This is a genomic window from Sphingomonas sp. LC-1, from assembly GCF_025371035.1.
In the GTDB taxonomy this organism is placed as follows: Bacteria; Pseudomonadota; Alphaproteobacteria; order Sphingomonadales; family Sphingomonadaceae; genus Sphingomonas; species Sphingomonas sanguinis_E.
The window spans coordinates 68,601-92,531 of sequence record NZ_JANZXB010000001.1 but is presented as its reverse complement, the minus strand read 5'-3'; the positions used below and the strand labels follow the sequence as shown (position 1 = coordinate 92,531).

At 64.2% G+C, this 23,931-nt stretch carries 19 protein-coding genes; 10 read left to right on the top strand and 9 right to left on the bottom strand.

Features of this window, described 5'->3' with window-relative positions; genetic code table 11:
- Positions 1–32: 32 nt before the first annotated feature.
- Entirely contained in the window at positions 33–1,538 is a 1,506-nt protein-coding gene (locus NZL82_RS00405) for a lipopolysaccharide biosynthesis protein (RefSeq protein ID WP_261267805.1), read from the bottom strand.
- Positions 1,539–1,712: 174 nt separating this feature from the next.
- Here NZL82_RS00405 and NZL82_RS00400 point away from each other — a divergent pair, with 174 nt between their 5' ends.
- From NZL82_RS00400 to NZL82_RS00380, 5 genes are all read left to right on the top strand, one after another.
- Positions 1,713–1,973, top strand: a complete 261-nt coding sequence (locus NZL82_RS00400) for a hypothetical protein (protein WP_261267804.1) — start codon at positions 1,713–1,715, stop codon at positions 1,971–1,973.
- On the top strand, positions 1,970–3,544 hold the full coding sequence (locus NZL82_RS00395; protein ID WP_261267803.1) for a hypothetical protein: 1,575 nt from the start codon (positions 1,970–1,972) through the stop codon (positions 3,542–3,544). Before NZL82_RS00400 ends, NZL82_RS00395 begins: the two co-directional genes overlap by 4 nt.
- A gap of 692 nt (positions 3,545–4,236) precedes the next feature.
- Positions 4,237–4,977 (top strand): Ig-like domain-containing protein, encoded by a 741-nt coding sequence (locus NZL82_RS00390; protein ID WP_261267802.1) that lies wholly within the window; start codon positions 4,237–4,239, stop codon positions 4,975–4,977.
- Positions 4,978–5,274: 297 nt separating this feature from the next.
- Entirely contained in the window at positions 5,275–7,263 is a 1,989-nt protein-coding gene (locus tag NZL82_RS00385) for a right-handed parallel beta-helix repeat-containing protein (protein ID WP_261267801.1), read from the top strand.
- 248 nt (positions 7,264–7,511) lie between these two features.
- Complete coding sequence (locus NZL82_RS00380; RefSeq protein WP_261267800.1) at positions 7,512–9,596, top strand: acyltransferase family protein; 2,085 nt, start codon at positions 7,512–7,514, stop codon at positions 9,594–9,596.
- Here NZL82_RS00380 and NZL82_RS00375 read toward each other — a convergent pair.
- From NZL82_RS00375 to NZL82_RS00365, 3 genes are all read right to left on the bottom strand, one after another.
- The gene (locus tag NZL82_RS00375) at positions 9,479–10,879 is read right to left on the bottom strand and encodes an O-antigen ligase (protein ID WP_261267799.1); all 1,401 of its coding nucleotides are present in this window, start codon (positions 10,877–10,879) and stop codon (positions 9,479–9,481) included. The genes NZL82_RS00380 and NZL82_RS00375 overlap by 118 nt on opposite strands.
- Before the next feature lie 79 nt (positions 10,880–10,958).
- Entirely contained in the window at positions 10,959–12,506 is a 1,548-nt protein-coding gene (locus NZL82_RS00370; RefSeq protein ID WP_261267798.1) for an outer membrane beta-barrel protein, read from the bottom strand.
- Between the two features lie 14 nt (positions 12,507–12,520).
- Entirely contained in the window at positions 12,521–13,111 is a 591-nt protein-coding gene (locus NZL82_RS00365) for a polysaccharide biosynthesis/export family protein (RefSeq protein WP_261267797.1), read from the bottom strand.
- A 174-nt stretch (positions 13,112–13,285) separates the two neighbouring features.
- Between NZL82_RS00365 and NZL82_RS00360 the strand changes: the two genes are divergently transcribed.
- Positions 13,286–13,582: a hypothetical protein gene (locus NZL82_RS00360; RefSeq protein WP_261267796.1), complete on the top strand. Its 297-nt coding sequence runs from the start codon at positions 13,286–13,288 to the stop codon at positions 13,580–13,582.
- Positions 13,583–13,737: 155 nt separating this feature from the next.
- A complete protein-coding gene (locus NZL82_RS00355; RefSeq protein ID WP_261267795.1) occupies positions 13,738–14,202 on the top strand; it encodes a PilZ domain-containing protein in 465 nt (154 codons plus the stop codon).
- Positions 14,203–14,230: 28 nt separating this feature from the next.
- On the opposite strand, the gene NZL82_RS00350 is transcribed toward NZL82_RS00355, so the two are convergent.
- Positions 14,231–14,401, bottom strand: coding sequence for a bacterioferritin-associated ferredoxin (locus NZL82_RS00350; protein ID WP_261268223.1), 171 nt, complete (start codon positions 14,399–14,401; stop codon positions 14,231–14,233).
- A 91-nt stretch (positions 14,402–14,492) separates the two neighbouring features.
- Positions 14,493–15,728, bottom strand: a complete 1,236-nt coding sequence (locus tag NZL82_RS00345; protein ID WP_261267794.1) for a DUF418 domain-containing protein — start codon at positions 15,726–15,728, stop codon at positions 14,493–14,495.
- Positions 15,729–15,810: 82 nt separating this feature from the next.
- Here NZL82_RS00345 and nhaA point away from each other — a divergent pair, with 82 nt between their 5' ends.
- Positions 15,811–17,217: a Na+/H+ antiporter NhaA gene (nhaA, locus tag NZL82_RS00340; protein WP_261267793.1), complete on the top strand. Its 1,407-nt coding sequence runs from the start codon at positions 15,811–15,813 to the stop codon at positions 17,215–17,217.
- Here the strand turns inward: nhaA and purL are convergent.
- Genes purL through map form a run of 3 tightly spaced genes read right to left on the bottom strand, consistent with a single transcriptional unit; the run spans position 17,214 to position 21,844 of the window.
- Entirely contained in the window at positions 17,214–19,439 is a 2,226-nt protein-coding gene (gene purL, locus NZL82_RS00335; RefSeq protein ID WP_261267792.1) for a phosphoribosylformylglycinamidine synthase subunit PurL, read from the bottom strand. The two genes, nhaA and purL, sit on opposite strands and share 4 nt — an antisense overlap.
- Before the next feature lie 58 nt (positions 19,440–19,497).
- Positions 19,498–21,009 (bottom strand): AarF/ABC1/UbiB kinase family protein, encoded by a 1,512-nt coding sequence (locus NZL82_RS00330; RefSeq protein WP_261267791.1) that lies wholly within the window; start codon positions 21,007–21,009, stop codon positions 19,498–19,500.
- A 7-nt stretch (positions 21,010–21,016) separates the two neighbouring features.
- The gene (gene map / locus NZL82_RS00325; protein ID WP_261267790.1) at positions 21,017–21,844 is read right to left on the bottom strand and encodes a type I methionyl aminopeptidase; all 828 of its coding nucleotides are present in this window, start codon (positions 21,842–21,844) and stop codon (positions 21,017–21,019) included.
- A gap of 50 nt (positions 21,845–21,894) precedes the next feature.
- On the opposite strand from map, the gene NZL82_RS00320 reads away from it, so the two are divergent.
- Both NZL82_RS00320 and NZL82_RS00315 read left to right on the top strand, forming a co-directional pair.
- A complete protein-coding gene (locus tag NZL82_RS00320) occupies positions 21,895–22,665 on the top strand; it encodes a molybdopterin-binding protein (protein ID WP_261267789.1) in 771 nt (256 codons plus the stop codon).
- Between the two features lie 176 nt (positions 22,666–22,841).
- On the top strand, positions 22,842–23,819 hold the full coding sequence (locus NZL82_RS00315; protein WP_261267788.1) for an SDR family NAD(P)-dependent oxidoreductase: 978 nt from the start codon (positions 22,842–22,844) through the stop codon (positions 23,817–23,819).
- Positions 23,820–23,931: the final 112 nt, after the last annotated feature.

Genomic DNA, 23,931 nt, shown 5'->3' with positions numbered 1-23,931 from the left:
TGTCCCCAAATGACACGACCATGACGGGGCGGTCATGCCATGGTGGCCGCCGCCCGCTTGCGCCGTAGCTTGCCGAGCATCGCCAGCGCGTCCCGCTCCAGCCCCTCGGGACGACCCGTCACGAACCAGATGGCGAAGCGGGTCACCAGATAGACGAGGCCGCCGACCAGCACGCGCAAGACCAGCTCCTGCGCCAGATCGAAGCCCGCGATCACGCGCAGCCCCCGATCCGCGACCGCCCAGACGCCCAGTGCCATGGCAACGCATCCGATAAAGGTGGGGAGGTGGGTCGCAAACTGGCGCAGGATCGGCACCCCGGCCAGACGGCGCGCAAGCTGCATCGCGATGCCGACCTGATAGAGTCCGGTGACGACCCGCGCGGCGACAAGACCCGGCACCCCGAAGAATATGGCTCCCAACGCCATCAGCGGCAGGCGGACGAGCAGGACCTGAACGTCGCGCAGGAAGAGCATCCGTACCTGTCCCATCGCCATGCCCAGCGGCGTCACCAGCCCGGCGACGCCTTGCAGGCCGAAGATCACGGCAAAGGCCTGGATGATGGGGACGGCGGGCAGCCATTTGGTGTTGAGGAACAGCGCCACCATCGGCTCCGCGACCAACGCAAAGCCGACGCCCACCGGCACGCCGAGCGCGACCAGCAGGCGGTCCGCCTTGATATAGGCGGTCTTCAACCGCGGCTTGTCGTGCTTGATCGAGGCGAAGGCGGGGAACAGCGTCTGCGTCAGCGGCAGTGTCGTCTCACGCGTCGCCAGATTGGCGAGGTTGAAGCCGACATTATAATAGCCGAGCACCGTGGGCGTCGCGATCTTGCCCACCATCAACTGGTCGGCGCGCCAGTTCAGCGCGTTCACGAGCTGCGACGCGCTGGTCCAGACCGAGAAGGACAACAGGGTCCGCCAGCTCGCCAGCGAAAAACGGGGCAGGCGGGGCAGGATGCAATAGGAAACGATGACGTTGGAGGCGTACATCGCCACGATCCCCGCGACGATCGCCCAATAGCTTTGGAAATACCAGGCGACGCCGACCGCGACGATGACGTTGCTCATCTTCGATGCGGTGGACAGGACGAACTCCTGCCAGAAGACCAGCCGCCGCTGGAATACCGCGAGCCAGGGATTGGCAAGACCGGACAGTAGCGCGCCGCCGCCCAGCACGATCAGGATCGGTATCAGCCGCTGATCGCCATAGAGATGCGCGACGAACGGCGACGAGGCGGACAGCACCACCGCGATCGTCACGCCGCGCAGCATCGACAGCGTCCAGGCGGAATGGAAATCGGTATCGGTCGGCTCGTCCAGCCGGATCAGCGCCTGGGACAATGACATTTCGGTGATCGACGTGACGATCTGCATCAACGTCGCTGCGATCGCGACCAGGCCGAAATCCGCCGGGACCAGCAGTCGCGCGAGCAGCACCGTGCTGACCATGCCCGAAAGATTGACGACCACCCGAGCGGCCGACAGCCACATGCTCCCCTTGGCGATCCGCTTTCCGACACCCCCGGCTGTGTTGCTCATGCTATCCTATTCCCGCTGCGGCTGGAATGGCGCCGCTGGCTGACCCGAAGACCCTGATGTGACGCGCTGCCGATACCCGCTCTGTCGGGGCTTTCCTACAGCTATAAAAGGAACATAAGAGGAACATTGTCCCGGACCATCGTGTCCGGGCCTTTATAGGGGGGAAGAACAGCCATGGCCGACCCGTTCAACATCGACAGCCTCAGCGCGCCGTCGCGCGCACCATTTGTTATCATTCCCAGCGACACGGGTGCCCTGGCCATCGTGCCCAAGCGTCTCTTTGTCGGGACCGGAGGGCATGTCACGCTTCGCGGCGTCGATGGCGTCGCGGACGTCGTCTATCGCAATGTCGCCAGCGGCGTTTATCTGAACGTCCGCCCCGGCTTCGTCCGCGCGACCGGCACCACGGCGGCCGACCTGATCGGGGAGGCGTGAGCGATATGGCAGGGGCCTATGCGGGCAATCGCCCGGCCTTTGGCAATCCGCGCATGCCGGCCGACCAGGACCGCTATATGTTCTGGGCGACCGGCGCGCGGATGCCGTCCGGGGCGTTGCTGACCGCGCAGTCGGACACGCGCTTCATCATGACGAAACTGATCTTCGGTTCGCCGCAATATGCGATCGACCATCTGCGACTTCATTATTCGGGCTTCGCCTGCACCGAAGGGGGCAATAGTCCGCAGGAGACGGTCCTGCCGGGCAATGCCACTGTGATCCACGGCGTATGGATCGCGGTAAATGGCGGTCCGGCCCTGTCGTGCGGTTTCGGCGGGGCGGCGGGGACCAGCATCGCCAGCGGCGCGCTGGGGGCCTGGACCGACGACCTCTCGCTCGCGGTTCCGCCGCTCGCGCAGGTGACGGTCTACACGCTCTATATGACTGCCGCTGGGGAAAAACAGATCCCGGTGCATCAGATCATGCGACAGCGGGGCGAGCGCGTCTGGGGCGCGGACAATGCGGCGGCGCTGACCGCACTGATCGGGACCGACACGGCCAGCACCGCCTCGCTGGATGGGCCATCCTTTCCGGCCTATTACGGCCCGGATTTCATGGTCGCCAAGGGATGGGACGGGCGGCCGGTGCCATTGGTCGTCTGCGATTCGATTGGCGAGCGGCAGTCCGACCACCCGCTGGCGGCCGATGCGCGGCGCAATATGGGCTGGCTGCGCCGTTGGCTCGATCGCGATGGGACCTATGGCCGTATTCCGCATATGGTGATCGGCATGCCCGGTGCGGCATCGAAGCGCGAGTTGATCTCGACCAATTCCGCCAAGCGCTGGGACATTGTCGATCAGGTGGTGACGATGAACGGTGGGCGGCGGCCCTTCACCTGTATCCTCAACCAAATGGGGCGTAACGACTATGACAGCAGCAGCTATGCGACGACCCGCAGCAACTGGAAGGCGTTGAACGACCGTGTGCTCGCGCGTCATCCGGGCATACCGATCGTCGCGGTGGGGCAGGTCATCCATCCCAATTCTACCGACGGGTTCCGCACGCTCGCCAATCAGGGTTACCAGGCCGGTGGCGAATGGCCGAGCGGCGTCCGCTATCAACTGGAGGCGGACAAGGAAGCTGGAATGGACGGCTCGCTGGCCGGCTATATAGAGGTCATGCGCGCCAGCGGCCTGGCCGATACACAAGGGAAATGGCCCGAGCCCTTCTTCGTCACGACCCTGGCTCAGCAGGCGGGGACCGATGGCGCGGCCACCTATGACACGATCATATTGGCCGACGCGCCGGAATTGGGCGATACGCTTCAATGGGCGGCGGGCGGAACGTCGGCCTTCGCAACGGTGATCGGGATCAGTGGCCAGCCGGGCAACTGGACCTGCAAGCTTCACTATAACGGATCGCGTACGGTCGTGGCGGCGGGAGGAGAGGTGTTCGCACCCAATGCCAATGACGGCGCGGGCTCGCCGCGTACCGGCACCCACCCCAGGCCCCGGATGATCAGAGCGATCGCCGAACGGGTGCCGCAATCCGGCAAGGCCCAGTTGCGATAAGGGAATGACGGCTTTTGACGGCCTGGCACCGAAAATCTCGATGCCGGGCCGATTTTTTTCGAATCGGCCCGAATCAATGCGTTGCGGTAAAGCGAGGTTTTTGAGCGCCAAGGCGAGGAACAGCCTCCTAATATCTTTTTCGCGTTTGGAAATTGCGTCGTTCGTCGGGCTAGGCGGCAAAAAATGACGCTGTTTTCATCGTCCATGACTTTATTTTCATCGACGGGGGCAGGCGGTGTCATTTCAGGGATAAACGACCCCTTTGATGGCATAAATCGCCGTATCAGACAGCCGTTGTTCAGGATCATAGCGGCTATCCGTTACGGCATCGTTACGCATATCATGCGGTCGAAGTCCGCAGAAAACCGCCGTCCTTACGGTGTCGACACGAGTTCTGTCGCCGTTTGCGCCGAGGCGGGGTGTCGACGTTTCCCAAGCACCAGATGAGACAGGCAAAAAGGGCCGTTAAACCCAGCAATCGGCACCTTGTTCCGTCCGAATTAATTGTGCGCCGCGAAGCATTTGGGCTGCGATCGTCATCCGCCTCATCATGGGACACCCGCCAAAAAGCGGGAAACATTTTCGCTGTTTTTGGTTAACGGATCGCTTACCATCTGGTCATCAACACCGGCCTCGTGGCCAGCACTGCAATCCAAATGCTTTGATAAGCAGAACAAGGGGAGTCCCGAACAATGGCGAGCAAGCCCAACCTTCCTGACCAGACGATTTCGTTCAACGAAAACACCCGTACGATGTCGGGCAACATCCTCAGCAACGCGACCGATGCCGATGGTGACACGATCACTGTCGCACGCGTCAACGACGGCTATGTCGCCGGCCAGATCGGCGGCGGCAAGGGTGGCAACGTGTTCCAGGGCAAGTATGGCACGCTGACCATCGCCCAGGACGGCAGCTATACCTATGAGCTGAACGCTGGCCTGAACATTAAGAACGGCCAGACCATGGTCGAAGACTTCAAGATCAAGATCCGCGACGGCAGCGGCATGTACGATCAGGCCTTTCTGACCTTCGACATCGCCGGTGCCGCCAACCGCAAGCCGGTCGCGGTTGATGACTTCGTCTCGACCAACTCGGGCGTCGTCGGCGGCAACGTCCTTGCCAACGACAGCGATCCCGATGGTGATACGCTGCATGTCGGCGGCGTGATCGATCTCGCCACCAACACCAACTATCACATCACCGGCATGAGCGACGTGCAGATCAAGGGCGTGTACGGCACCCTGACGATCAGCAGCAACGGCGCCTTCAGCTATGCGGTCGACTATACCGACCCCGACACGCTCGCGCTGAACGGCGCGCAGGGCGTCGAGAAGTTCGCCTACAAGCCGCATGACGGCCAGAACGGTGAAGGCAACAACACCGACTATGCCCTGCTGAACATCGCGTTCAACTCGGCTGCTCCGGCCATCTGAGTCCCGATCGGCCGCCTCGTGGCGGCCGATATGGATATGCCGAACGGCGGTGACCGAAAGGTCGCCGGCGTTTGTGCGTTCGGCGCACGGCACGCGTCCGCCGCGTCACTGGCGATCCGCTCGCGCGCCGGTGACAGATCTTAATACGGATTGCCTTTCACGAAATTTACCGCGTTTCGGCAATGTTTTACCGTGTACGAAACGTTAACCCTAGGATGTAACCCGTCGTTTCCACCGTCGCTGGCACATGCTCCTCATCGGGAAGACCTCTGCTCTCTTCCCCGGAGAAGCCGGAAAATGACGACCTATTATGTCGATGCCGCCAACGGTTCGGACAAGAACAGCGGCACGAGTGCGGGCACGGCGTTTCAGTCCGTCGCCAAGATTTCCAGTATGAAGCTCAAGGCCGGCGACACCATATTGCTGGCGCGCGGCAGCAGCTTTGCCGACATGCTGACCATCAATGGCTCGGGCACGACCGACCAACCGATCACCATCGGCGCCTATGGCCAGGGGACGGACCCGACCTTCGTCGGCAAGCAGGGCATTTACGGGACCAAGGCGACGAACATCGTCATCAAGGACCTGACCTTCTCGACCAGCTCGAACGCCATCTATGCCGCGCAGGCGGAGAATTGGGTGATCGATCACGTCTCGCTGATCAACGCCGGCGCCGCGACGGGCACCGGCAGCATCTCGATGAAGACGAGCAAGAACGTCACGATCTCGAACAGCAAGTTCGATCATGTGTCGAATGACGGCATCTACGTCGTCGACATGACCGACGTGAAGATCGTCAACAATGTCATGACGAACCTGAAGGGCGGCACCGCCGACGGCATCCAGGTCACCGGGTCGTCGAACGTGCGCATGACCGGCAACGTCATCGACCAGAGCACGTCGCCCGATTCGACCAAGGGCGGGATCATCGTCAACTCCTCGTCCAACGTCGTCGCCTCGGGCAACGAGGTGAAGGGCGGCAGCTTCGGCATCGCGATCAACGGCTGGGACGTCGAGATCACGAACAACAAGCTGAGCGGCCAGAACAAATATGGCTGGTCGTCGGCGATCATGGCGAGCGCGGGTATCAACCTGGGCAATTACAAGATTTCGGGCAACGAGATCGTCGGATCGAACTTCGGCGTGGCGCTGACCGGTCTGTCGCGCGACGGCGACGTGACACGCCAGAATATCGACATCAGCAAGAACACCTTCGTCAGCGTCGCGACCGCCGCGCTGAAGATCGACAAACAGGCGACCGGCGCCTTCCACGATAATGTGGTGATCGACAGCACCGTGTCGCAGATCAAGGGCAGCGGCCTGACCGGGGCGTTCAACGTGGCCAATAACGTCCTGACGACGGCGGCACAGGCCCCCGCCGGGTTGCAGGCCGAAGCCGCGGCCGCGGTCAAGGCGCAGGTCGATGCCGCCGCCAAGGCTCAGGCAGAGGCGGTTGCCAAGGCACAGGCCGATGCCGCGGCCGCCAAGCTGCTTCAAGAAAGCTATAGCGAGAATCTGAACAAGGCGCTGAAGGTCGGGATCAATGCCGACCGATATGCCGTGGACGTGTCGGGCACCAAGGTTGCCGGCAACATCATGGACAATGACGTCAACGCGGCGGGTAGCAAGCTGTCGCTCAGCTCGTTCAACGGCACCCGCATCGGTACCAATGGCCTCGACCTGAAGGGCAGCTTCGGTACGCTGCACGTCGACCAGAATGGCCATTTCACCTATAGCCTGGACAGCAATGCGCTCGCCAAGCTGAAGAATGTCGGCGCACCGACCGAAAGCTTCCAGTATAAGGCCAATGACAATGGCAAGGTCGTCTCGTCGAACCTGACCATCGATCTGTCCGCCTATATCCGGACGCAGGATCCGACCAGTGCCGCCGCCAAGGCCGCGCTCAAGGCCGGGCAGCCGATCGAGAAGGCGAAGGCGGTGGACGATTTCTACAAGATCGCCGCCAACAGCCAGACGGTCGTCGGCAATGTCTCGACCAACGACCTGACTTCGGACGGCAGCACCCTGTCGCTGCGCACCGTGGGCGGACAACAGCTGAACAAGGGCGCGGTCGATCTGAAGGGCGCCTATGGCACGCTGCACATCGATGGCACCGGTGCCTTCACCTATACGCTGGATGCCGACGCCAATGCGCGGATGGTGGCCGACCACAAGACGAGCGACAGCTTCGTCTACAAGGCGGCGCTGGGGGGAAGCTATGATCAGGGCGCGTTGGTCATCGACCTGACCCCGCATCTGAATGCCGGGGACATGCTGGTCCTGTAACGCGCGTCTCGCCGGCGGGGGGCAAGCCTCGCCGGTCATGAGCAATCGAAGGGGTGGGCGAGCCGGCAATGTCGGCTCGCCCATTGCCGTTTGGCGACGCCTTGCAGCCCCTGCCACGCTCCGGTGCGGCAAGTGGTGTATCGTTTCGGCTATAGCACAGGGCAGGATTGCTCCAGCACATGGACGAAAATCGCCGTCTCTGAGAGGAACAGATCGACAGGTCGGGCGCTTTGACGGGACGATAGGGAATGGAGGCCGTGGCGCCGAAAGCGATCGATACGGCCTATCGCCGCGACTTGGATGGTTTGCGTGCGGTTGCCATTCTCTTGGTCGTTTTGTTTCACTATGAAACGCCGTCATTCTCGGCGGGATATGTCGGTGTTGACATATTCTTCGTCATCAGCGGTTTTCTGATTACCGATATTCTTTTTCGATCGGTACAGGCCGGGCGGTTTCGCTACCGCTACTTCTACATTCGCCGCGCGTGCAGGCTCTTGCCTGCTCTGTTTTGCGTCGTCATCTTCACGACACTTATCGCATATGCGATTTCGACCCCATATGAACTGAAGATTTACGCGATCACGGCAATTGCGACGTTGACCGGTGTTTCCAACGTGGTTTTCGTGGCGTTCACCGATTATTTTTCGCCCAAGGCCGTTCGGCAATTGCTGTTGATGGGCTGGTCGCTCTCGGTCGAATTGCAATTCTATCTCGTTCTGCCGCCCCTCATTCTGATCGGTGTCCGAAGGGGCGGCCATTGGCTGCGCGCGGCTATGCTGGCTGCGGTCGTCCTGTCTTTCGGGCTGGCCGCGCTGATCCAGCTCTATCGGCCGGCAGCGGCCTATTACCTCATGCCGTTCCGCTTTTGGGAGATCGGGGTGGGTGGACTGATCGCGTTGCGGTCGGCTCATCCGTTACCGAGCTTTGCGCACCCGCTGACGCGGCAACACAGGATGGTGGCGGCCACAGTGCTTCTGGCGCTTGCGCTGTTCCTGCCGGAGGGGCAGCCCGTGTTGCTCCGGCAGGTCCTGGCCGTCGCTGCGGCGGCGATGATCGTCATGCCGGGCGTATCCGGCACAGCCCTTGGGATATTGGGGGCGCCCCCCTTGGTCGGTTTGGGTCGTATCTCCTATTCCTGGTATCTATGGCATTGGCCGCCCGTCGCTGCGCTGCATATACTGGGGATCGACGCCAGCCCGGTCGTTCGGGCCGCCCTGATGATCGGAACGCTGCTCGTCGCCGTGGCGAGCTATTATGCGATTGAACTGCCGTTCCAGCACAGGCGAACCGGCGGCGGTATCAGCCTGCGGCGCTACGCTCCGCTTTGGGGCGGGGGCGTCGCCGCACTCGTTCTGCTGGTCATCAGCGGCGGGGTCACGCGCTGGGCTTCGCTCTCGGTCCGACAATTGGACGCGGACGTTCGCGGCGCTTTGGATAACAACTGTCTCGTTGCCTATGGCGCATCCTCTCCGCGTTCGACCGAGGCATGCCTGCCGTCGGGCAGGGGGTCAGCCGTCGCCCTGGTCGGTGACAGTCATGCCAATGCCATGGCGGCGGGGATCGCCGGACTGGCCGCGGATCATTCATTGGCGCTGTATCAGATGACCAAATCGGCCTGTCAGCCGATCCTGGGTTACGATCATTTCCTGGTCAATCATCCGACCCATGCGGCGGAATGTGCCGCCTTCCTGACAAAGGCCTTGTCGATCATTCGGACGCAGCCCCGTATCCGGGTCGTCATTCTGGCCGGCTACTGGTCCTCGATGCTGGAAACCCCTCCCGTCGGAGCAATGGGGAGCGGGAGTTCGGACGGTGTCAGCGTGGCGGAGAGGCGAATGACGCTCGCGTCCGGGCTCGATCGGATGATCACCGCCCTCCACCGGATGGGGCGGACGGTTATCGTCATGCAGGATGTCCCGCGTTTTTCGGTCAATCCCTATAGCGCGGCCTTGAACGATCTGATGCCGGTCCGGACGGCACTGGCCGACAGGTTCGCCACTTGGCCAAACAGGACCCGGCAGGACCGGCTTCCATGGAGCGCCGTAGTGTCTGATCCGGCGCGCCCGGCGGTTGCCGACGTGGCGGCGGGACGATCAGGCGTCTTGCTGTTCGATCCCGTGCCGTCCTTGTGCGATCGGCTCGGCTGCAAATTCCGCGCTGGTCAGCGTCATGTCTTCTACGCCGACACGCATCACCTCTCAAAGGCTGGGGCGATCTACACCGCTCGCCGGTTTGCGGAGGTCCAGGCGGCCTTCGACATTCCCTCGCCGAGGGGTGCGACCGAACTAGCCCTTCGCACGCGTCGGGTGCCGTCCGAAATCGCAATGCAATAAAGCGACAGCACCAGGATGGGCCAGGTCGATAGAGGCGCCAGCATCTGCCCTGCTTCGCTGGTCGAGACCAGCAGCGCCATCACGATCGCCGCGATCCCTTTTTGGATGGGCCGATAATCCGGTGAGGACGGATCGATCAGCAGGATGCCGCGAAAGATCGCCGCCAGCATGATCGCCAGCCAGACGAACAACGCCGGAAACCCCGAATTCAGCGCGATCTCCAGATAGGTGTTATGCGTCGAGCGCGGGCCCCATGCGATGGTGCTGGTGAATTGCTGAAAATAGCTGGTCTGGCGGAAGATGGCGAAGCCATGGCCCAGCCAGGGCTTGTCCAGTGCCACCGGCCAAAGCGCCTCCCAGATCTCGGCGCGCCCCGACAGGGTAACGTCCTTGCCGAAACTGCCCGCCACCTCGCCCAGAAGCGCGACCCCGGCGCCGCTGGCAAGCAGGATGACGAAGGAGAGCGCGAAGGCGAACGCGAGCGCGCGCAGCGTGCGCTGTTCGATGCGGCTCAGGAACCCCGTCACGACCACCATCCCGGTGCCGACGATCAGCAGAACGATCGCCGTCGAGGACAGCGAGAGCTTAGCCCCCACGGCCGCGACCGCGCATAGCACGAGGCGAAGCAGTCGGTCCCAGCGCCGAATGTCGAAATCGGGCGGCAGCAGCATGACGAAGGTCAGCGCGCAATAGGCACCGAAGGCGTTCTTGTGGCTGAACATGCCGCGCATCGTACCATTCAACGATCCGCTCATGAACGCGAAATGGGGAAACAGGATCGAATAGGCGAAGTTCACGACCAGCAGCACCGCCATGACCCGCCATACGAGATCGAAGGATGCCTTCACGCCGAAGCAGGATGCGAGATAGAGCATCGGGATGACGATGAGCATCATGGCGATGAAGCCGCGCAATGAACTCATCCGGTCATCGGACGCCACGATCGACCCGATGAGGAATATGCCCAGCAAGGCCACGAGCGGCCCCATCCGTATCATGGCACGCCCCGCCATCCGGGGAAGCAGGACCGTCGCGAGGCCCGTCAGCGGCACCAGCGAATAGAGCACCAGCTGCATCAGAAACGGATCGTTGGATGCGTTTTCCGTCTGCGACGTGGGGTATCCATACCACATTTGCGTGCTGCGATAGATGGCGATGATCGCGGCGGGCAGCACGAGATAGATGCGCACGAACTTTGCGATCTGCGCGGCACGCGCGGACTCGGCACGGCGCCAGGGCTCGGCCGTCGTCACCCCCGGGGCCGCCAGTGCTTGATCCGTCAATCCAACCTCCACAGGCTATCGCGACACCGCCGCGCGGCGAACTTCATCCGACCACGGAGGGCCTCGTGCCGATCCTGGATCAGAACCGGTAGGAAGCGCTGACCGCGACCTGCGCATCCTCCGGCCCCAGATCGAGGTTGAAGCCCCGGTCGGTACGGCGAAGATAGCTTATCAAGGGCTTGATCGTCCAATGCCGGTCGAGCAACCAGTTCGCGCCCAACGTCACGCCCGTCGCGGAAGCGCGGCGGATGTCGTTGATATAGTCCGTCCATTGCTGACGAATGCCGAGCGACAGGATCAGATTGCGGCGAACTTCCTCATTGGCGCTGATCGTCAGATTGGAGAAAAGCGCCGCCCGCACGCCACGCTGCGCCGCGGTGCGCAACTCGCGCGCACCCGACAGCGAGATGGTCGTGCGGTCCCGAACCAGCCAGTCGACCTGGGTGTCGAAGGTCAGGCTGGAGATCGAATTGGCGCTGGGATCCTGAAAGTCGACGCGGATGATGCCGATACCGACATGGCCACGGATCAACTGGGTCAGCGCCCCGCGCAGACCGGCGGTCAGCGCATAGACATCGGCATTGCTCAGCCGCTTGGCCTCCGCCGTCTCGAAACGGCGTCGTTCGAAGTTGAACTGGCCGTACAGGGCGCGGGTGCCCCATACGTCATGCTCGATCCGCGCCTCGCCGGTATAGCCGGTGAAGGTACGGAAACGCTGATCGGTGAGCTGTCCCGTCAGCGAGCGGTTGTCGGTGAAATCGGTCCGAGACACGCCGCCGCTGGCGGTCAGCCGCGTCGGGCCATATTCGATCCTAGTCCCCAACTGGCCTACAGTCAGATCATACAGGCTGGGCAGCGCCAGGCTCGATACTTCCTCGACCGCGCCTCGCTCCAACTGGATCCGCTGGTGCGAGGCCTCGGTGGTGAAGGACACGTGCGAGGTCGCGTCATAGCGTCCGGCCGTGACCAGCCGATAGGTGGTCGTATTTTCCGAGGTATAGCGGGCATATTCGCGGCGGCGGATATAGCCGCTGATCACGGCGCGATGCCGCCCCCAATCGGATGCGGCGTCGAAGCCGGTCAGGAGATGCGCGAAAATGTCGGTCCGCGGATTCTCTTCGGCATAGACGTTCGCGTCATAGGCCAGACCCGCATCGATATAGGGGTGGACGACCAGCCCACCGACGCGAAGACCGGGTGCGTCGTAGCCGGGCCGTCGTCGCAGCAATACCGTGTCACCCGGCAGCCGCGTGGCGCTCAGCGCGCGATCGGCGATGCGGGCGGTCGGCAGTTCGGTCTGCTGCGTCGAACCCGAGGGAAGGGGGATATAAGCGGGGACGGGGGGTACGTCGCTCGCTGGGGTCGCATCCGCGGCCGTCTCGTTCGCGACACCGCTGGCGCGCGGCGGCGTGTCGACCGGCCGCCCGGTCTGGGGATCGACCAGCGGCGGCGGGACCGGCGTGGCGGGCTGTTGCGTCGCCATCGGGTCGCTCTGCGCCGGCAATGTCAGCCGCCCCGGCACCGTCGAGCGCGGGCGGGGCGTCGGCGTCGTCTGCGCCATGACGGGCATGGCGAGCGACGACATCAGCATCAGCGTGGCGGAGCCCGCCAGGGGAGAACGGATCACCCGATAACCCCTTGTCAGAAATGAACCTCGGGCACGCGGATCGTATCGCCCGGCTGCACCTCGACATCGGCGTCGGCATCGACACTGTAGAAAGTCGGTCCATTGGCCCGGCGCAGCAACAGGCGGTGCTCGTTGGCGCGATAGGTATAGCCCCCCGCCAGCGCGACCGCCGACGTCAGGGTCGTGCCTTCGCGCGCAGGATACGCCCCGGGACGCTGAACTTCGCCCAGGATCGCGAAGGTGCGGAAGTCGTAGACCTCGACCGAGACGCTGGGATTGCGGACGAACCCGTTGCCCAGCCGCCGGGCCAGTTCCGCCTCGACCTGTGCGCGGGTCATGCCCTTGACGGGGACTTCGCCGATCAGCGGCATGGCGATCGATCCGGCTCCGCCGACGGCGAACTCACCGCTCAATTCGGGCTCGCGATAAACGTTAACGCGCAGTTTGTCGCCGACCCCCAATGTATAGGGCTGGCGGGCCTTGCCGATCTCGGACGCGGGCAGGGGCGGGGCGCTGGTCGAGGCACAGCCGGCCAGGGCGACGCTGGCGGTCATCAGTGCGATCATCGCCGGGCGCAGTCGGGTAAGCCGCTGAAAGGTCGACATGGAATCCCCTTGATCCGTTTCTGATCCGCAAATGGCATAGATGACTATCGCTCGACAAGGCGATCCAGGATAAGCCAATTCGTAGCTAATTTTGCGTTAACCAGCCGGATTAAGCCTCGTCTAAGCGCAAACGGCTAAATCGGTTTCAGTGCACTAGACCGTCTGGAAATCGTCATGCGAAACAACCTGGCCCAAACGAAGAAGCTAGACGCTGCGACCGCAACCAAGGCGGGCGAGCGCACTGATGCCTGGCAGGGCCCCAATTCGGGTTCGCCGGTCCACAGCCTCCAGGAAAGGCTTTGGAACGAGTTCGATAGTGAGCGTGAGCAGGCGGTCTTCGACAGCTTCAGCGCGAAGCAGGCGGTGACGCCATCGCGTACGAACTGGCTGAAGACCCCTGTGCTGGTACTGTCCGGCGCGGTCGGCGGCTGGGCCTTGTTCTATGCCGGGTCGATTGCCGGGCTTTATTGAATTTTTCCGCCGGGCGTGGGGGCACGCCCAAATTTCGTTATGTCCCGGATCGAGACAAGAGGCTGGAATCGCCTCCACCTTGCGTCGCGATCCGGCTTCGTCACCCTCGGCTCCCCTCCCGAGCCTCACGCAGCATCCTTCAAAGGTTAACGGGCATGAAACTCGCTCAAGTCGTCGACACTTTCGGCCAGGACGATCGCTCCGAGGAGCGGACGTTGCTGGAGCGTCGCGGCGTGCTTCGGATCGATGGCGATGTCCGCCCCTATGACGTGGTCGTGCTCGACCTGACGCGTGAGGGATGCCGGATCGACACCAAGCTGCCCATCGCCGAAGGATCCCGGATCGAAATTGGGCTGGCGAATATCGGTCGCGTTCGGGCGACCGCGGTGTGGCAGGGCGTCGAGGGGCTGGGGTGTGTCTTCGATCGGGCGTTGCCCTCGGGCGCGATCACGGCGGCGCAGGGGCCGACCAATGTCCTGTCCCTTTCGGGCGAGGATATGGCGAACGAGCGGGCCATGGAGCCCTATAAGCTGCGGGTGCGGACCCGGCTGATGGTTCTTGGGGGGGCGTGCGTGCTGTCCTGGGGCGTGATCGCCGCCGCGGTGCGGGTCACCGTCTGAGCGTTTGGCGAATTCGCCGCTGCCCAGATCAGGCGGCGGTGCGTTCCTCGTCGATGATCGCGCGGGCGATGACGGCGCATTGGCCACATTTGGGCTGCCGCCCCAGCGCCTGATACATCTGACAGGGAGTCATCGAACCTGCCCGTGCGGCATCGCGAACCTGCGATTCCCGGATGGCATTGCAAACGCAAACGACCAAGGTGCTCTCCATCAACAGCATCCTTTGTCTAGCGCTAATGAGAGTGGATCGCAAGGCTGTTGCGATGCGTTTGCAAATATTAGGTGGCAGGTTAGAGACGCGCCCGGACCGCCAGACGCCATAACTGCTCCAGCGGCCCCTGTCCGAAACGGTCGAGCCAGGGTTTGGACCAGAGCAGCATCGCACCCCACATCGGAGGGATCAGAAGATACAGGCTGGCCCGTGTCCAGTGCGCGAACTGCCCCAATCCATGGCCGTAGAAGACCAGGGTCATTACGACACTGGTCGCGAGATAATTGGTGAAGGCCATCCGTCCGGCGGCGGCGATTCGCCCCGTCCACCAGCCACCCGGCCTCAACAGCAGCAGGATGAGGGCGGCATAGCCGATCGTTCCGATCAGCCGGAACGGCACATTGAGGAACAATTCGACCAGCGTTACGGCGCGCACGTCATAGTCGCTCGCCATCACCGCCACCGCCATCCCGGCATAGGCCGCGCAGGACAGGGGCAGGGCGATGATCGCCCAGCGCTTGTAGCTTCGTCGCGGCCATTGCCCGGTTAGGAAACCCGATTTGAGTGCCGCCATGCCCAGCAGCATCGCGCTGAGCGTGTCCGGCCCGATCTGAATAAGGTCGAACAGGGGGTTGCCGTTGTGCGCCAGCCGATAGGCGGTCGAGACCGCCCAAGGGCCGCGCATCGCCGCGATTTCAGGGGCAAGCTGTGTAGGGTCAGGCGTGCCGAATGCGCGCTGATAAAGGTCCCACAGCGCCACCGAGCGCGGCGTGTCCCGCGCGGCGGCGGCGAAAAGGCCGAAACATTCCAGCCATCCCATCGCCATAGACAAGCCGGCCATGGCGATCGCGGTCCAGCACAATGTCCGTGCGCTCAACCCGACAAAGCCCAGAGCGACCACCCCGACCAGCGCGTAATGCGCCAGAATATCGCCGGACCAGATGAAGGTCAGATGGGCCAGCCCGAACAGGAACAGCACGGCCATGCGGCGCAGATGGACCGACGCGCCGTTCAGCCCGGCGGCGTCGGCGCGCTGAAGGATTAACAGGGTCGAGGCCCCGAACAAAAGCGAGAAGAGGCCGCGCATCCGCCCGTTGACGAAGACCTCGGTAAGGAACCATACGGCCAGATCGATCGATCTTCTCCCACCCCAGGCCATGGGATTGGAATAGGCCGGATCGGGCAGGGCGAATCCAGGCAGGTTCGCCAGCAGGATCTCCATCACCGCCACGCCCCTCAGCACGTCGAGCGTTACCCATCGCCCGCCCACCATCTGGGCGGCAGGCAAAGGGGCGGGGGCGGGATCGTCGGCCAATGACATGCTCCATACAGGTCGGGCGGGCTTACCCGCCAAGGCGCAGGATGCAACCGCCTGACCGGCGAAGCATTGGTTTGGCATGGGATTGTCACCTCGCCTGACCGGCCGCGCCAGCGCGCGCGCGCATTCCTCGCCGGCTGCCATGGCATTCCTGCGCAAGATCGAGCCGTTTTTCGCCGGGTCCGACGTGACCGGCGGTCCGCTGCTGCTGGCGACGATCCTGGCGTTGGTCCTGACCAACAGCCCCTGGGCTCGCGCGGTGGAGGGGTTTTGGGATACGTCCGTCGCGATCCGCTTCGGTGCGGCGGGGGTGTCGCACACGCTGGCCGAGTGGATCGACCATGCCCTTTTGCCCTTGTTCTTCGTCATCGTCGGCGCGGACGTGAAGCGGGAGATGGTTGCCGGGCCGCTGGCGCATTGGCGTAGCGCGGCCTTTCCGCTGGCCGGCGCGGTTGGCGGGATGCTGGTTCCGGTCGGGTTATATCTGCTGGTCGCCGGTGGGACGCCCGCCGCGCCGGGATGGGGCAGCGTCATCACCACGGACACGGCCTTCGGCCTGGCGCTGATCGCCCTGTTCGCGACCAGCCTGCCGGTGGGTCTGCGGGCGTTGATGCTGGCCTTTGCCGCGGTCGACGATGTCGGCGGACTGCTCGTGATTGCCTTTGCCTATAGCGATGCGATCGACCCGCGTGGTTTGATCACGGCGGGGGTTGCGCTGGCGGGGATCGTCGGGCTCCGCCGGATCGGCTGGGTATCGTCGGTTCCCTATGTGCTGCTGGCGCTGATCGTCTGGGGCGGGGTGCTGGAATCGGGCATCCATGCGACGATCGCCGGGGTCATGATCGGACTGACCGTGCCCGTCGCGCCGCGGCTCCACCAGCGCGATTTCGCCCAGCGGGTCCAGCGCCGGGTCGACGAGTTCCAAAGCGCGCACGGCGCGGCGGAGAGCGCGGACGATGGCGAGGAGGAACGGCAACTGCGCGAGCAGGCGGAGGAGCGTCTGGGCTATCTCCAGGAAATGGCATCGGCGACCCGCGTGGCGAGCAGCCGGTTGATCGAGATACTGACGCCTTGGGTGAATTATGTCGTGCTGCCGCTTTTCGCCCTGTCCAATGTCCGCATCCATTTCTCCGCCGATCTGCTGCCGATGATCGGCAGCCCGCTCGTCCTGGGCGTCGTGCTGGGGCTGGTGGTGGGCAAGCCTTTGGGCTTTCTGGGCTTCACCTGGGCGGCAAGCGCGCTGGGTCTGGCCGAGCGTCCCAATCGGGTCAGTTGGCCGATGGTGGTGGGCGTGGGGGCGCTGGCGGGGATCGGTTTCACGATCTCGCTCTTCATCGCCGGGCTCGCCTTTGGTGCTGGCGAGATGCGCGAGGCGGCGTCGCTGGGCATATTGATCGCATCGCTGCTGGCCGCGGCGATCGGCTATGGAATATTGCGGCGTTGCGCGGAGCCCCGGCACGCGGCCGAGGCTCCGGCATCGTCTTAGGCCAGGGCGGCGTCGGCGCCCATCAGCGCAGGGAAGAAGCCCTCATGCGCGCGGCGCAGTTCGTCGAGCGACACGACGAAGTCGCCATCCTCGCGCTCGAAGATCAGGCGGCTGCCCGCCGTGCGACCGATCCGCTCCACCTCGACGCCTGCCTGATGCGCGTTGGCGAGGAAGTCGATCAGCGCGGTATCCTCGACGGTGGCGATGTAGAGGCCCTGATCCTCGGCGAAGAGCTGGCGGCAAGCCTCACCCTGGGTCGGGAACTGGATCAATGCGCCGATATTGCCCGCCAGTGCCATCTCGGCCACGGCGACCGCGACGCCACCATCCGACACGTCGTGCACGGCGGTCAGATGTCCGGCCGTGATCGATTCGCGGATCAGATCGCCGGTGCGGCGCTCGGCATCCAGATCAATCGACGGAGGCGGACCGGCTTCGCGACCCTCGATGCCATGGACTTCGCGCAGCCAGAGCGACTGGCCGATCTCACCCTTGGGGGCACCGATCAGGACGATGACGTCGCCGCTGCCCTTGAAGGCCACGGTCGCCGACTTCGACCAGTCGGCCAGCAGGCCGACGCCGCCGATCGCCGGGGTCGGCAGGATCGCCGAGCCGCCGCCGGTCGCCTTCGATTCGTTGTAGAGCGAGACGTTGCCCGACACGATCGGATAGTCGAGCGCGCGGCAGGCCTGGCTCATGCCCTCGAGGCAGCCGACGATCTGGCCCATGATCTCGGGGCGCTGCGGATTGGCGAAGTTGAGGCAGTTGGTGATGGCGAGCGGCTTGGCGCCGACCGCGGTGATGTTGCGCCACGTCTCGACCACCGCCTGCATGCCGCCGGTGACGGGATCGGCATAGCAATAGCGCGGGGTGCAATCGGTGCTCATCGCGAGCCCCTTCTGCGTGCCATGGACGCGGACCACGGCGGCGTCGCCGCCGGGGCGCTGCACCGTGTCGCCGCCGACCATATGGTCATACTGCTCCCAGATCCACCGGCGCGAGGCAATGTCGGGCGAGCCCATCAGCTTGAGCAGGTCCGCCGCCGGGTCCTTACAGCCCGGCGAGGTGATCGCGGCAGGCACTTCGGTCGGGACATGCGGACGGTCGTAAAGCGGCGCGTCATCGGCCAGCGGCGCGAGTGGGATGTCGCAGACGATCTCGCCCTTATGGCGCAGGACCATGCGGCCGGTCTCGGTCACATGACCGATGACCGCGAAGTCCAGTTCCCACTTGCGGAAGATCGCCTCGGCGAAATCCTCGCGACCGGGCTTCAGCACCATGAGCATCCGCTCCTGGCTTTCCGACAGCATCATTTCGTACGCCGTCATGCCCTCTTCGCGCTGGGGCACATCGTCCATGATCAATTCGATGCCGACGCCGCCCTTGGACGCCATCTCGACCGACGACGAGGTCAGGCCCGCCGCGCCCATATCCTGGATCGCGACGATCGCGTCTGAGGCCATGAGTTCGAGGCACGCCTCGATCAGCAGCTTTTCGGTGAAGGGGTCGCCGACCTGCACGGTCGGGCGCTTGGCCTCCGCATCCTCGCCGAAATCGGCCGAGGCCATGGTCGCGCCGTGAATGCCGTCGCGACCGGTCTTCGACCCGACATAGACGATCGGATTGCCGACGCCGCTGGCGGCCGAATAGAAGATCTTGTCCTGATCGGCGACGCCGACGGTCATCGCATTGACCAGGATGTTGCCGTCATAGGCGGGGTGGAAGTTCACCTCGCCGCCCACGGTCGGCACGCCGACGCAATTGCCATAGCCGCCGATGCCGTGCACCACGCCCGAGATCAGGTGGCGCATCTTGGGGTGATCGGGCCGCCCGAAGCGCAGCGCGTTCAGGTTCGCGACCGGCCGCGCGCCCATGGTGAACACGTCGCGCAGGATGCCGCCCACGCCCGTCGCCGCGCCCTGATAGGGTTCGATGTACGAGGGGTGGTTGTGGCTCTCCATCTTGAAGATGGCGGCCTGGCCGTCGCCGATGTCGATGACGCCCGCATTCTCGCCGGGCCCGCAGATCACCTGAGGCCCCTCGGTGGGCAGCTTCTTCAGGTGGATGCGGCTCGACTTATAGCTGCAATGCTCGGACCACATCACCGAGAAGATGCCAAGCTCGACGAGGTTGGGCTCGCGGCCGAGCGCGCTCAGGACGCGCTGATATTCTTCTTCGGACAGGCCGTGGTCGGCGACGATCTGGGGCGTGATCTCGGTCATGGCCCGCGCCTTTAACGTGGTGTCGCGGGTTCGTCACTATCGCTCTCGCGCGAAGTTGCTACCCCAGATGGATCGCGATGGCGATCGCCACGCCCGACAGCGCCAGGGCGGCGGCGATCCAGCCCGTGCCGGTGCGGATCGCGGCCTCGATCCCACTGGTTGGCACCACGGCATTCTCGCTTTCCAGCTTGCGCGTCGTGGCGCGGATCAGGCGGGGCAGGTCGTCGCCCAGTCGATCCAACTCCAGCGCCAGCGCGGCGGCGCGCCGGGTCCATCGTTCGGGGGACAGCCGCGCCTCGACGATCTTGGCGCTCGCGCGACGCAGCGCGGCAGACAGATCGAAATCGGGTTGGATGCCGCTCAACACGCCGTCGATGGTGATCAGCGCCTTGAACAGCAGCAGCATGTCGGGTTGCAGGACGATCCGCTCTTCGCGCAGCACGGGGAAGATGTCGGCGAGGATCGCGGTCAGCCGAAGTGCGCCACCGCCATGGCGGACCACCAGCCGGTCGGCCACGGCCTGGAAGCGTTCAGGCGCGATATCATCGGTTTGCGACCATTGCTTGAGCGTCTCTGCAAGCAGCGCGGGATCGCTATTGGCGATGGATTGGGTGAAGGCGATCACTTCTTCCCGGCGTCGTGGGCTGACATGGCCGATCAGGCCCAGGTCCAGCATCGCGATGCGGTTGCCGGGCAGGCAGAGAAGATTGCCGGGATGCGGATCGCCGTGGAACCGGCCGTTGATCAACGTCATGTCGAGCACGATGTCCGCCCCGGCCGACGCGATGGCGGCCGGGTCGATACCGGCCGCCTCCAGCGCCGCAGCGTTACGAGGTGACACGCCCTCGACATAATCCATCACCAGCAGGGTTTCGGATGACATGCTCCAGTGAATGGCGGGGACGAGGACCCGGCGGTCGCCCGCGAAATCCTGTCGCAGCCGGTCGGCGTTGCGCCCTTCATTGGTAAAATCGAGTTCTTCCAGAATGTCGCGCCCCAACTCGCGAATCATCCGGGTCGTGCCATAGCGCCGGGCTTCGGCATTGGCGGCCTCCGCCATCGATGCCAATTGGGTCAGCAGGCGGAGGTCGGCTTCCATGACGGGGCGGATGCCGGGCCGCCTTATCTTCAGGACGACCTCGGTACCGTCGGGAAGCGCGGCACGATGCACCTGTGCGATCGACGCGGCGGCCAGCGGCTCTGGGTCGAAGCGAGAAAAGGCCGTCTCCGGTGCCTCACCCAATGCCGCCTCCACCTGTCCGCGAAGGGAGTTGAAGGGCAGGCGGGGCGCGGCGCTATGCAGCTTTTCGAGTTCGGCGATCCATTCTGGCGGCAGGAGGTCGGCACGCGTGGCCAGGATCTGGCCCAGCTTGACCCAGACGGGGCCCAGTGCCTCCATCGCCTGTCGCGTACGGACGGGCAGGTCGAAGGGCAGGGCGTCGGGATCGCGACGGGACGGGTCGAGACCCAACCGTGCCAATAGAACGTCCAGGCCGAAGCGCGACGCGGTCGCGATCACCTCGGCCAGCCGGGCGCGGTCGCGCGCCGCAACCCGGATCGCGCCCAGCATCACGACCTCAGATATAGGGCGGCTGGGTGTAGCCCGCCGGGCTGAGCGTGAAAATCTCGCAGCCCTCTTCGGTAATGCCGATCGAATGCTCGAACTGCGCCGACAGCGACCGGTCGCGCGTCACCGCCGTCCAGCCGTCATCCAGCAGCTTCACGTCGGGGCGGCCGATATTGATCATCGGCTCGATGGTGAAGATCATGCCGGGTTTCAGCTCCGGGCCGGTACCGGGGCGACCGACATGGACGACTTCCGGCGCGTCGTGGAACAACAGGCCCAGGCCATGGCCGCAAAAATCGCGGACGACCCCGTAACGATGCTTTTCGGCATGCTGCTGGATGGCATGGGCGACGTCGCCCATATGCTTGCCGGGCTTGGCCTGCTCGATGCCCAGCATCAGGCATTCATAGGTTACTTCGACCAGCTTGCGCGCCTTTAGCGGCACATCGCCGATCAGGTACATGCGGCTGGTGTCGCCATGCCAACCATCGACGATCGGGGTCACGTCGACATTGACGATATCGCCCGACTTCAACGTCTTTTCGGACGGGATGCCGTGGCAGACGACATGGTTGATCGAGATGCAGGTCGAATGGGCATAGCCGCGATAGCCCAGCGTGGCCGGAACCCCGCCGCGCTCGACGATGAATTCATGGACTAGGCGGTTGATCTCGGCGGTGGAGACGCCCGGCACCATATGCGGCACCAGCATATCCAGCGTCTCGGCGGCCAGACGGCCCGCCTTGTGCATGCCCTCGAACGCCTCGCGGCCCCACAGCTTGATCGCGCCGGTCCGCCCCTGGGGCGCGTCGGCGGAAACGGTCACATAATCGGTCATGCGCGCGATATAGCGTGGCGCGGGCGATTTTGCGAGGCTATGTCCTGCCCATGGAATCCCTGCCCCATCAAGAGCGTATCTGGACCGCCGCGCTGGTCGTGATCGGTGACGAAATCCTGTCGGGTCGCACCCAGGACCGGAACGTGGCGCAGCTGGCGAGCTGGTTGAACGTTCAGGGTATTCGCCTGGCCGAAGTGCGTGTCGTCGCCGACCGGACCGAAGCAATCGTCGAGGCGGTCAATATCCTGCGCATGCGCAACGACTATCTGTTCACCACCGGGGGCATCGGCCCCACGCATGACGACATCACCGTCGATGCGATCGCCGAGGCGCTGGGCGTCCCCGTGATCGAACATGCGGAGGCCCGTGCGATCCTGGACCATTATTATCAGGACCGGGGCGGCGTGACTGCGGCCCGGGCCCGCATGGCGCGGACGCCGGAAGGGGCCTCGCTGATCCCGAACCGCGTCTCGGGCGCGCCGGGTATCCGGATCGGCAATATCTTCGTCATGGCGGGGGTTCCGCATATCACCGCCGGAATGCTCGATGCGCTGACCGGCACGCTGGAGGGTGGCCGACCGGTCATATCCCGGACGATCGGCTGCTGGGTGGGCGAAAGCGAAGTCGCCGACCTGCTGGGCGCGACTGAAAAGGCGCATGAGGGCGTCGCCATCGGGAGCTACCCCTTTTTCCGCGAAGGCCGTACCGGGGCGAACTTCGTCGTGCGGAGCGCCGACCCGGCGGTGGCGGAGGCCTGTATCCACGCGCTGACCCAGGCGCTGGAGAAGGCCGGGCATCGTGTCGTCCCGGACGGCATCTGAGCGCCGGTATCTTTTCATTAGTCTTGATACGGCAGGGTTAAGGAAGCGTCGCTTGCCCGTCCGACGGGCGGTGCGGCGGTTCCCCCAGATGATATGGAGTGGTCTTTAATGCGCGTTGTTGGCCGAATGATGAAACGGTCTTCCTGTCGTGACGGGATCGTCGGACGCTGAACGGCATGACGTCTCCCATCCTCGTTACCGGCGCCGCCGGCTTTATCGGTCATGCCACCGCCCAGCGTTTGCTGGCGCGCGGGGAGACGGTGATCGGCGTCGATATTCTCAACGATTATTATGACCCGGCCCTGAAACAGGCGCGGCTGGCCAACTTCGCGCAGACCCGCGGTTTCACCTTCCACCAATTGGACATAGCCGAGCCGGATGCTGTCGCCGCCGTGATGCGTCGGCACGGCATCACCCGCGTCGTTCATCTGGCGGCGCAAGCGGGCGTCCGCCACAGCATCGATCAGCCCTTCGCCTATGAGCGGTCGAACCTTGCCGGGCATCTGGCCATATTGGAGGCGTGCCGCCACCAGCCGGGCTTCGCGCATCTCGTCTATGCCTCGTCGAGCTCGATCTATGGCGACAAGCCGATGGGTGGGCAGGGCTTTCGGGAGGACGAACCCGCCGTCTCGCCCGTCTCGCTCTATGCCGCCACCAAGCGGGCAGGCGAGTTGATGAGCCAGTCCTATGCCACACTCTACGGCTTTGCGCAGACGGGGCTTCGCTTCTTTACGGCGTATGGCCCATGGGGGCGGCCCGACATGGCCTATTTCTCCTTCACCCGGCGCATCCTGGCGGGCGAGCCGATCGAGATTTTCGGCGAGGGGCGAATGGCGCGCGATTTCACCTATATCGACGATATCGTCGACGGCATCCTGGGCGTGCTGGACCGCCCGCATGCGAATGGCGAACACCGCATCCTCAATATCGGCGGCAGCCATCCGGTCGGCCTGATGAGCATGATCGCTACGCTCGAGGCCGCAATCGGACGCGAGGCGATCAAGATCATGAAGCCGATGCAGCCCGGCGACGTCACCTCGACCTATGCCGACACGTCTCGGCTCCACGCGATCACCGGCTATCGGCCCCAGGTCGCCCTAGAAGAGGGACTGGGGCGGTTCGTAGCGTGGTTCCGGGACTATCACCGGCTTTGAGCCAAACGAGATGGCAAGGATGGGCCCTTGCCTTCCCGCGAAACGGGGACCTGCTATCCGGGCTAGGGCCAGATGCGGGGAATAGCTTGGCTGCCTGCTTTGGCCTCGTTCC

What these genes read in the sequence shown, in the direction of transcription:
- NZL82_RS00405 (WP_261267805.1), bottom strand. Translation starts at nt 1,538, where the DNA reads ATGAGCAACACAGCCGGGGGTGTCGGAAAGCGGATCGCCAAGGGGAGC.
- NZL82_RS00400 (WP_261267804.1), top strand. Translation starts at nt 1,713, where the DNA reads ATGGCCGACCCGTTCAACATCGACAGCCTCAGCGCGCCGTCGCGCGCA.
- NZL82_RS00390 (WP_261267802.1), top strand. Translation starts at nt 4,237, where the DNA reads ATGGCGAGCAAGCCCAACCTTCCTGACCAGACGATTTCGTTCAACGAA.
- NZL82_RS00385 (WP_261267801.1), top strand. Translation starts at nt 5,275, where the DNA reads ATGACGACCTATTATGTCGATGCCGCCAACGGTTCGGACAAGAACAGC.
- NZL82_RS00380 (WP_261267800.1), top strand. Translation starts at nt 7,512, where the DNA reads ATGGAGGCCGTGGCGCCGAAAGCGATCGATACGGCCTATCGCCGCGAC.
- NZL82_RS00365 (WP_261267797.1), bottom strand. Translation starts at nt 13,111, where the DNA reads ATGTCGACCTTTCAGCGGCTTACCCGACTGCGCCCGGCGATGATCGCA.
- NZL82_RS00360 (WP_261267796.1), top strand. Translation starts at nt 13,286, where the DNA reads ATGCGAAACAACCTGGCCCAAACGAAGAAGCTAGACGCTGCGACCGCA.
- NZL82_RS00355 (WP_261267795.1), top strand. Translation starts at nt 13,738, where the DNA reads ATGAAACTCGCTCAAGTCGTCGACACTTTCGGCCAGGACGATCGCTCC.
- nhaA (WP_261267793.1), top strand. Translation starts at nt 15,811, where the DNA reads ATGGGATTGTCACCTCGCCTGACCGGCCGCGCCAGCGCGCGCGCGCAT.
- purL (WP_261267792.1), bottom strand. Translation starts at nt 19,439, where the DNA reads ATGACCGAGATCACGCCCCAGATCGTCGCCGACCACGGCCTGTCCGAA.
- NZL82_RS00330 (WP_261267791.1), bottom strand. Translation starts at nt 21,009, where the DNA reads ATGCTGGGCGCGATCCGGGTTGCGGCGCGCGACCGCGCCCGGCTGGCC.
- map (WP_261267790.1), bottom strand. Translation starts at nt 21,844, where the DNA reads ATGACCGATTATGTGACCGTTTCCGCCGACGCGCCCCAGGGGCGGACC.
- NZL82_RS00320 (WP_261267789.1), top strand. Translation starts at nt 21,895, where the DNA reads ATGGAATCCCTGCCCCATCAAGAGCGTATCTGGACCGCCGCGCTGGTC.
- NZL82_RS00315 (WP_261267788.1), top strand. Translation starts at nt 22,842, where the DNA reads ATGACGTCTCCCATCCTCGTTACCGGCGCCGCCGGCTTTATCGGTCAT.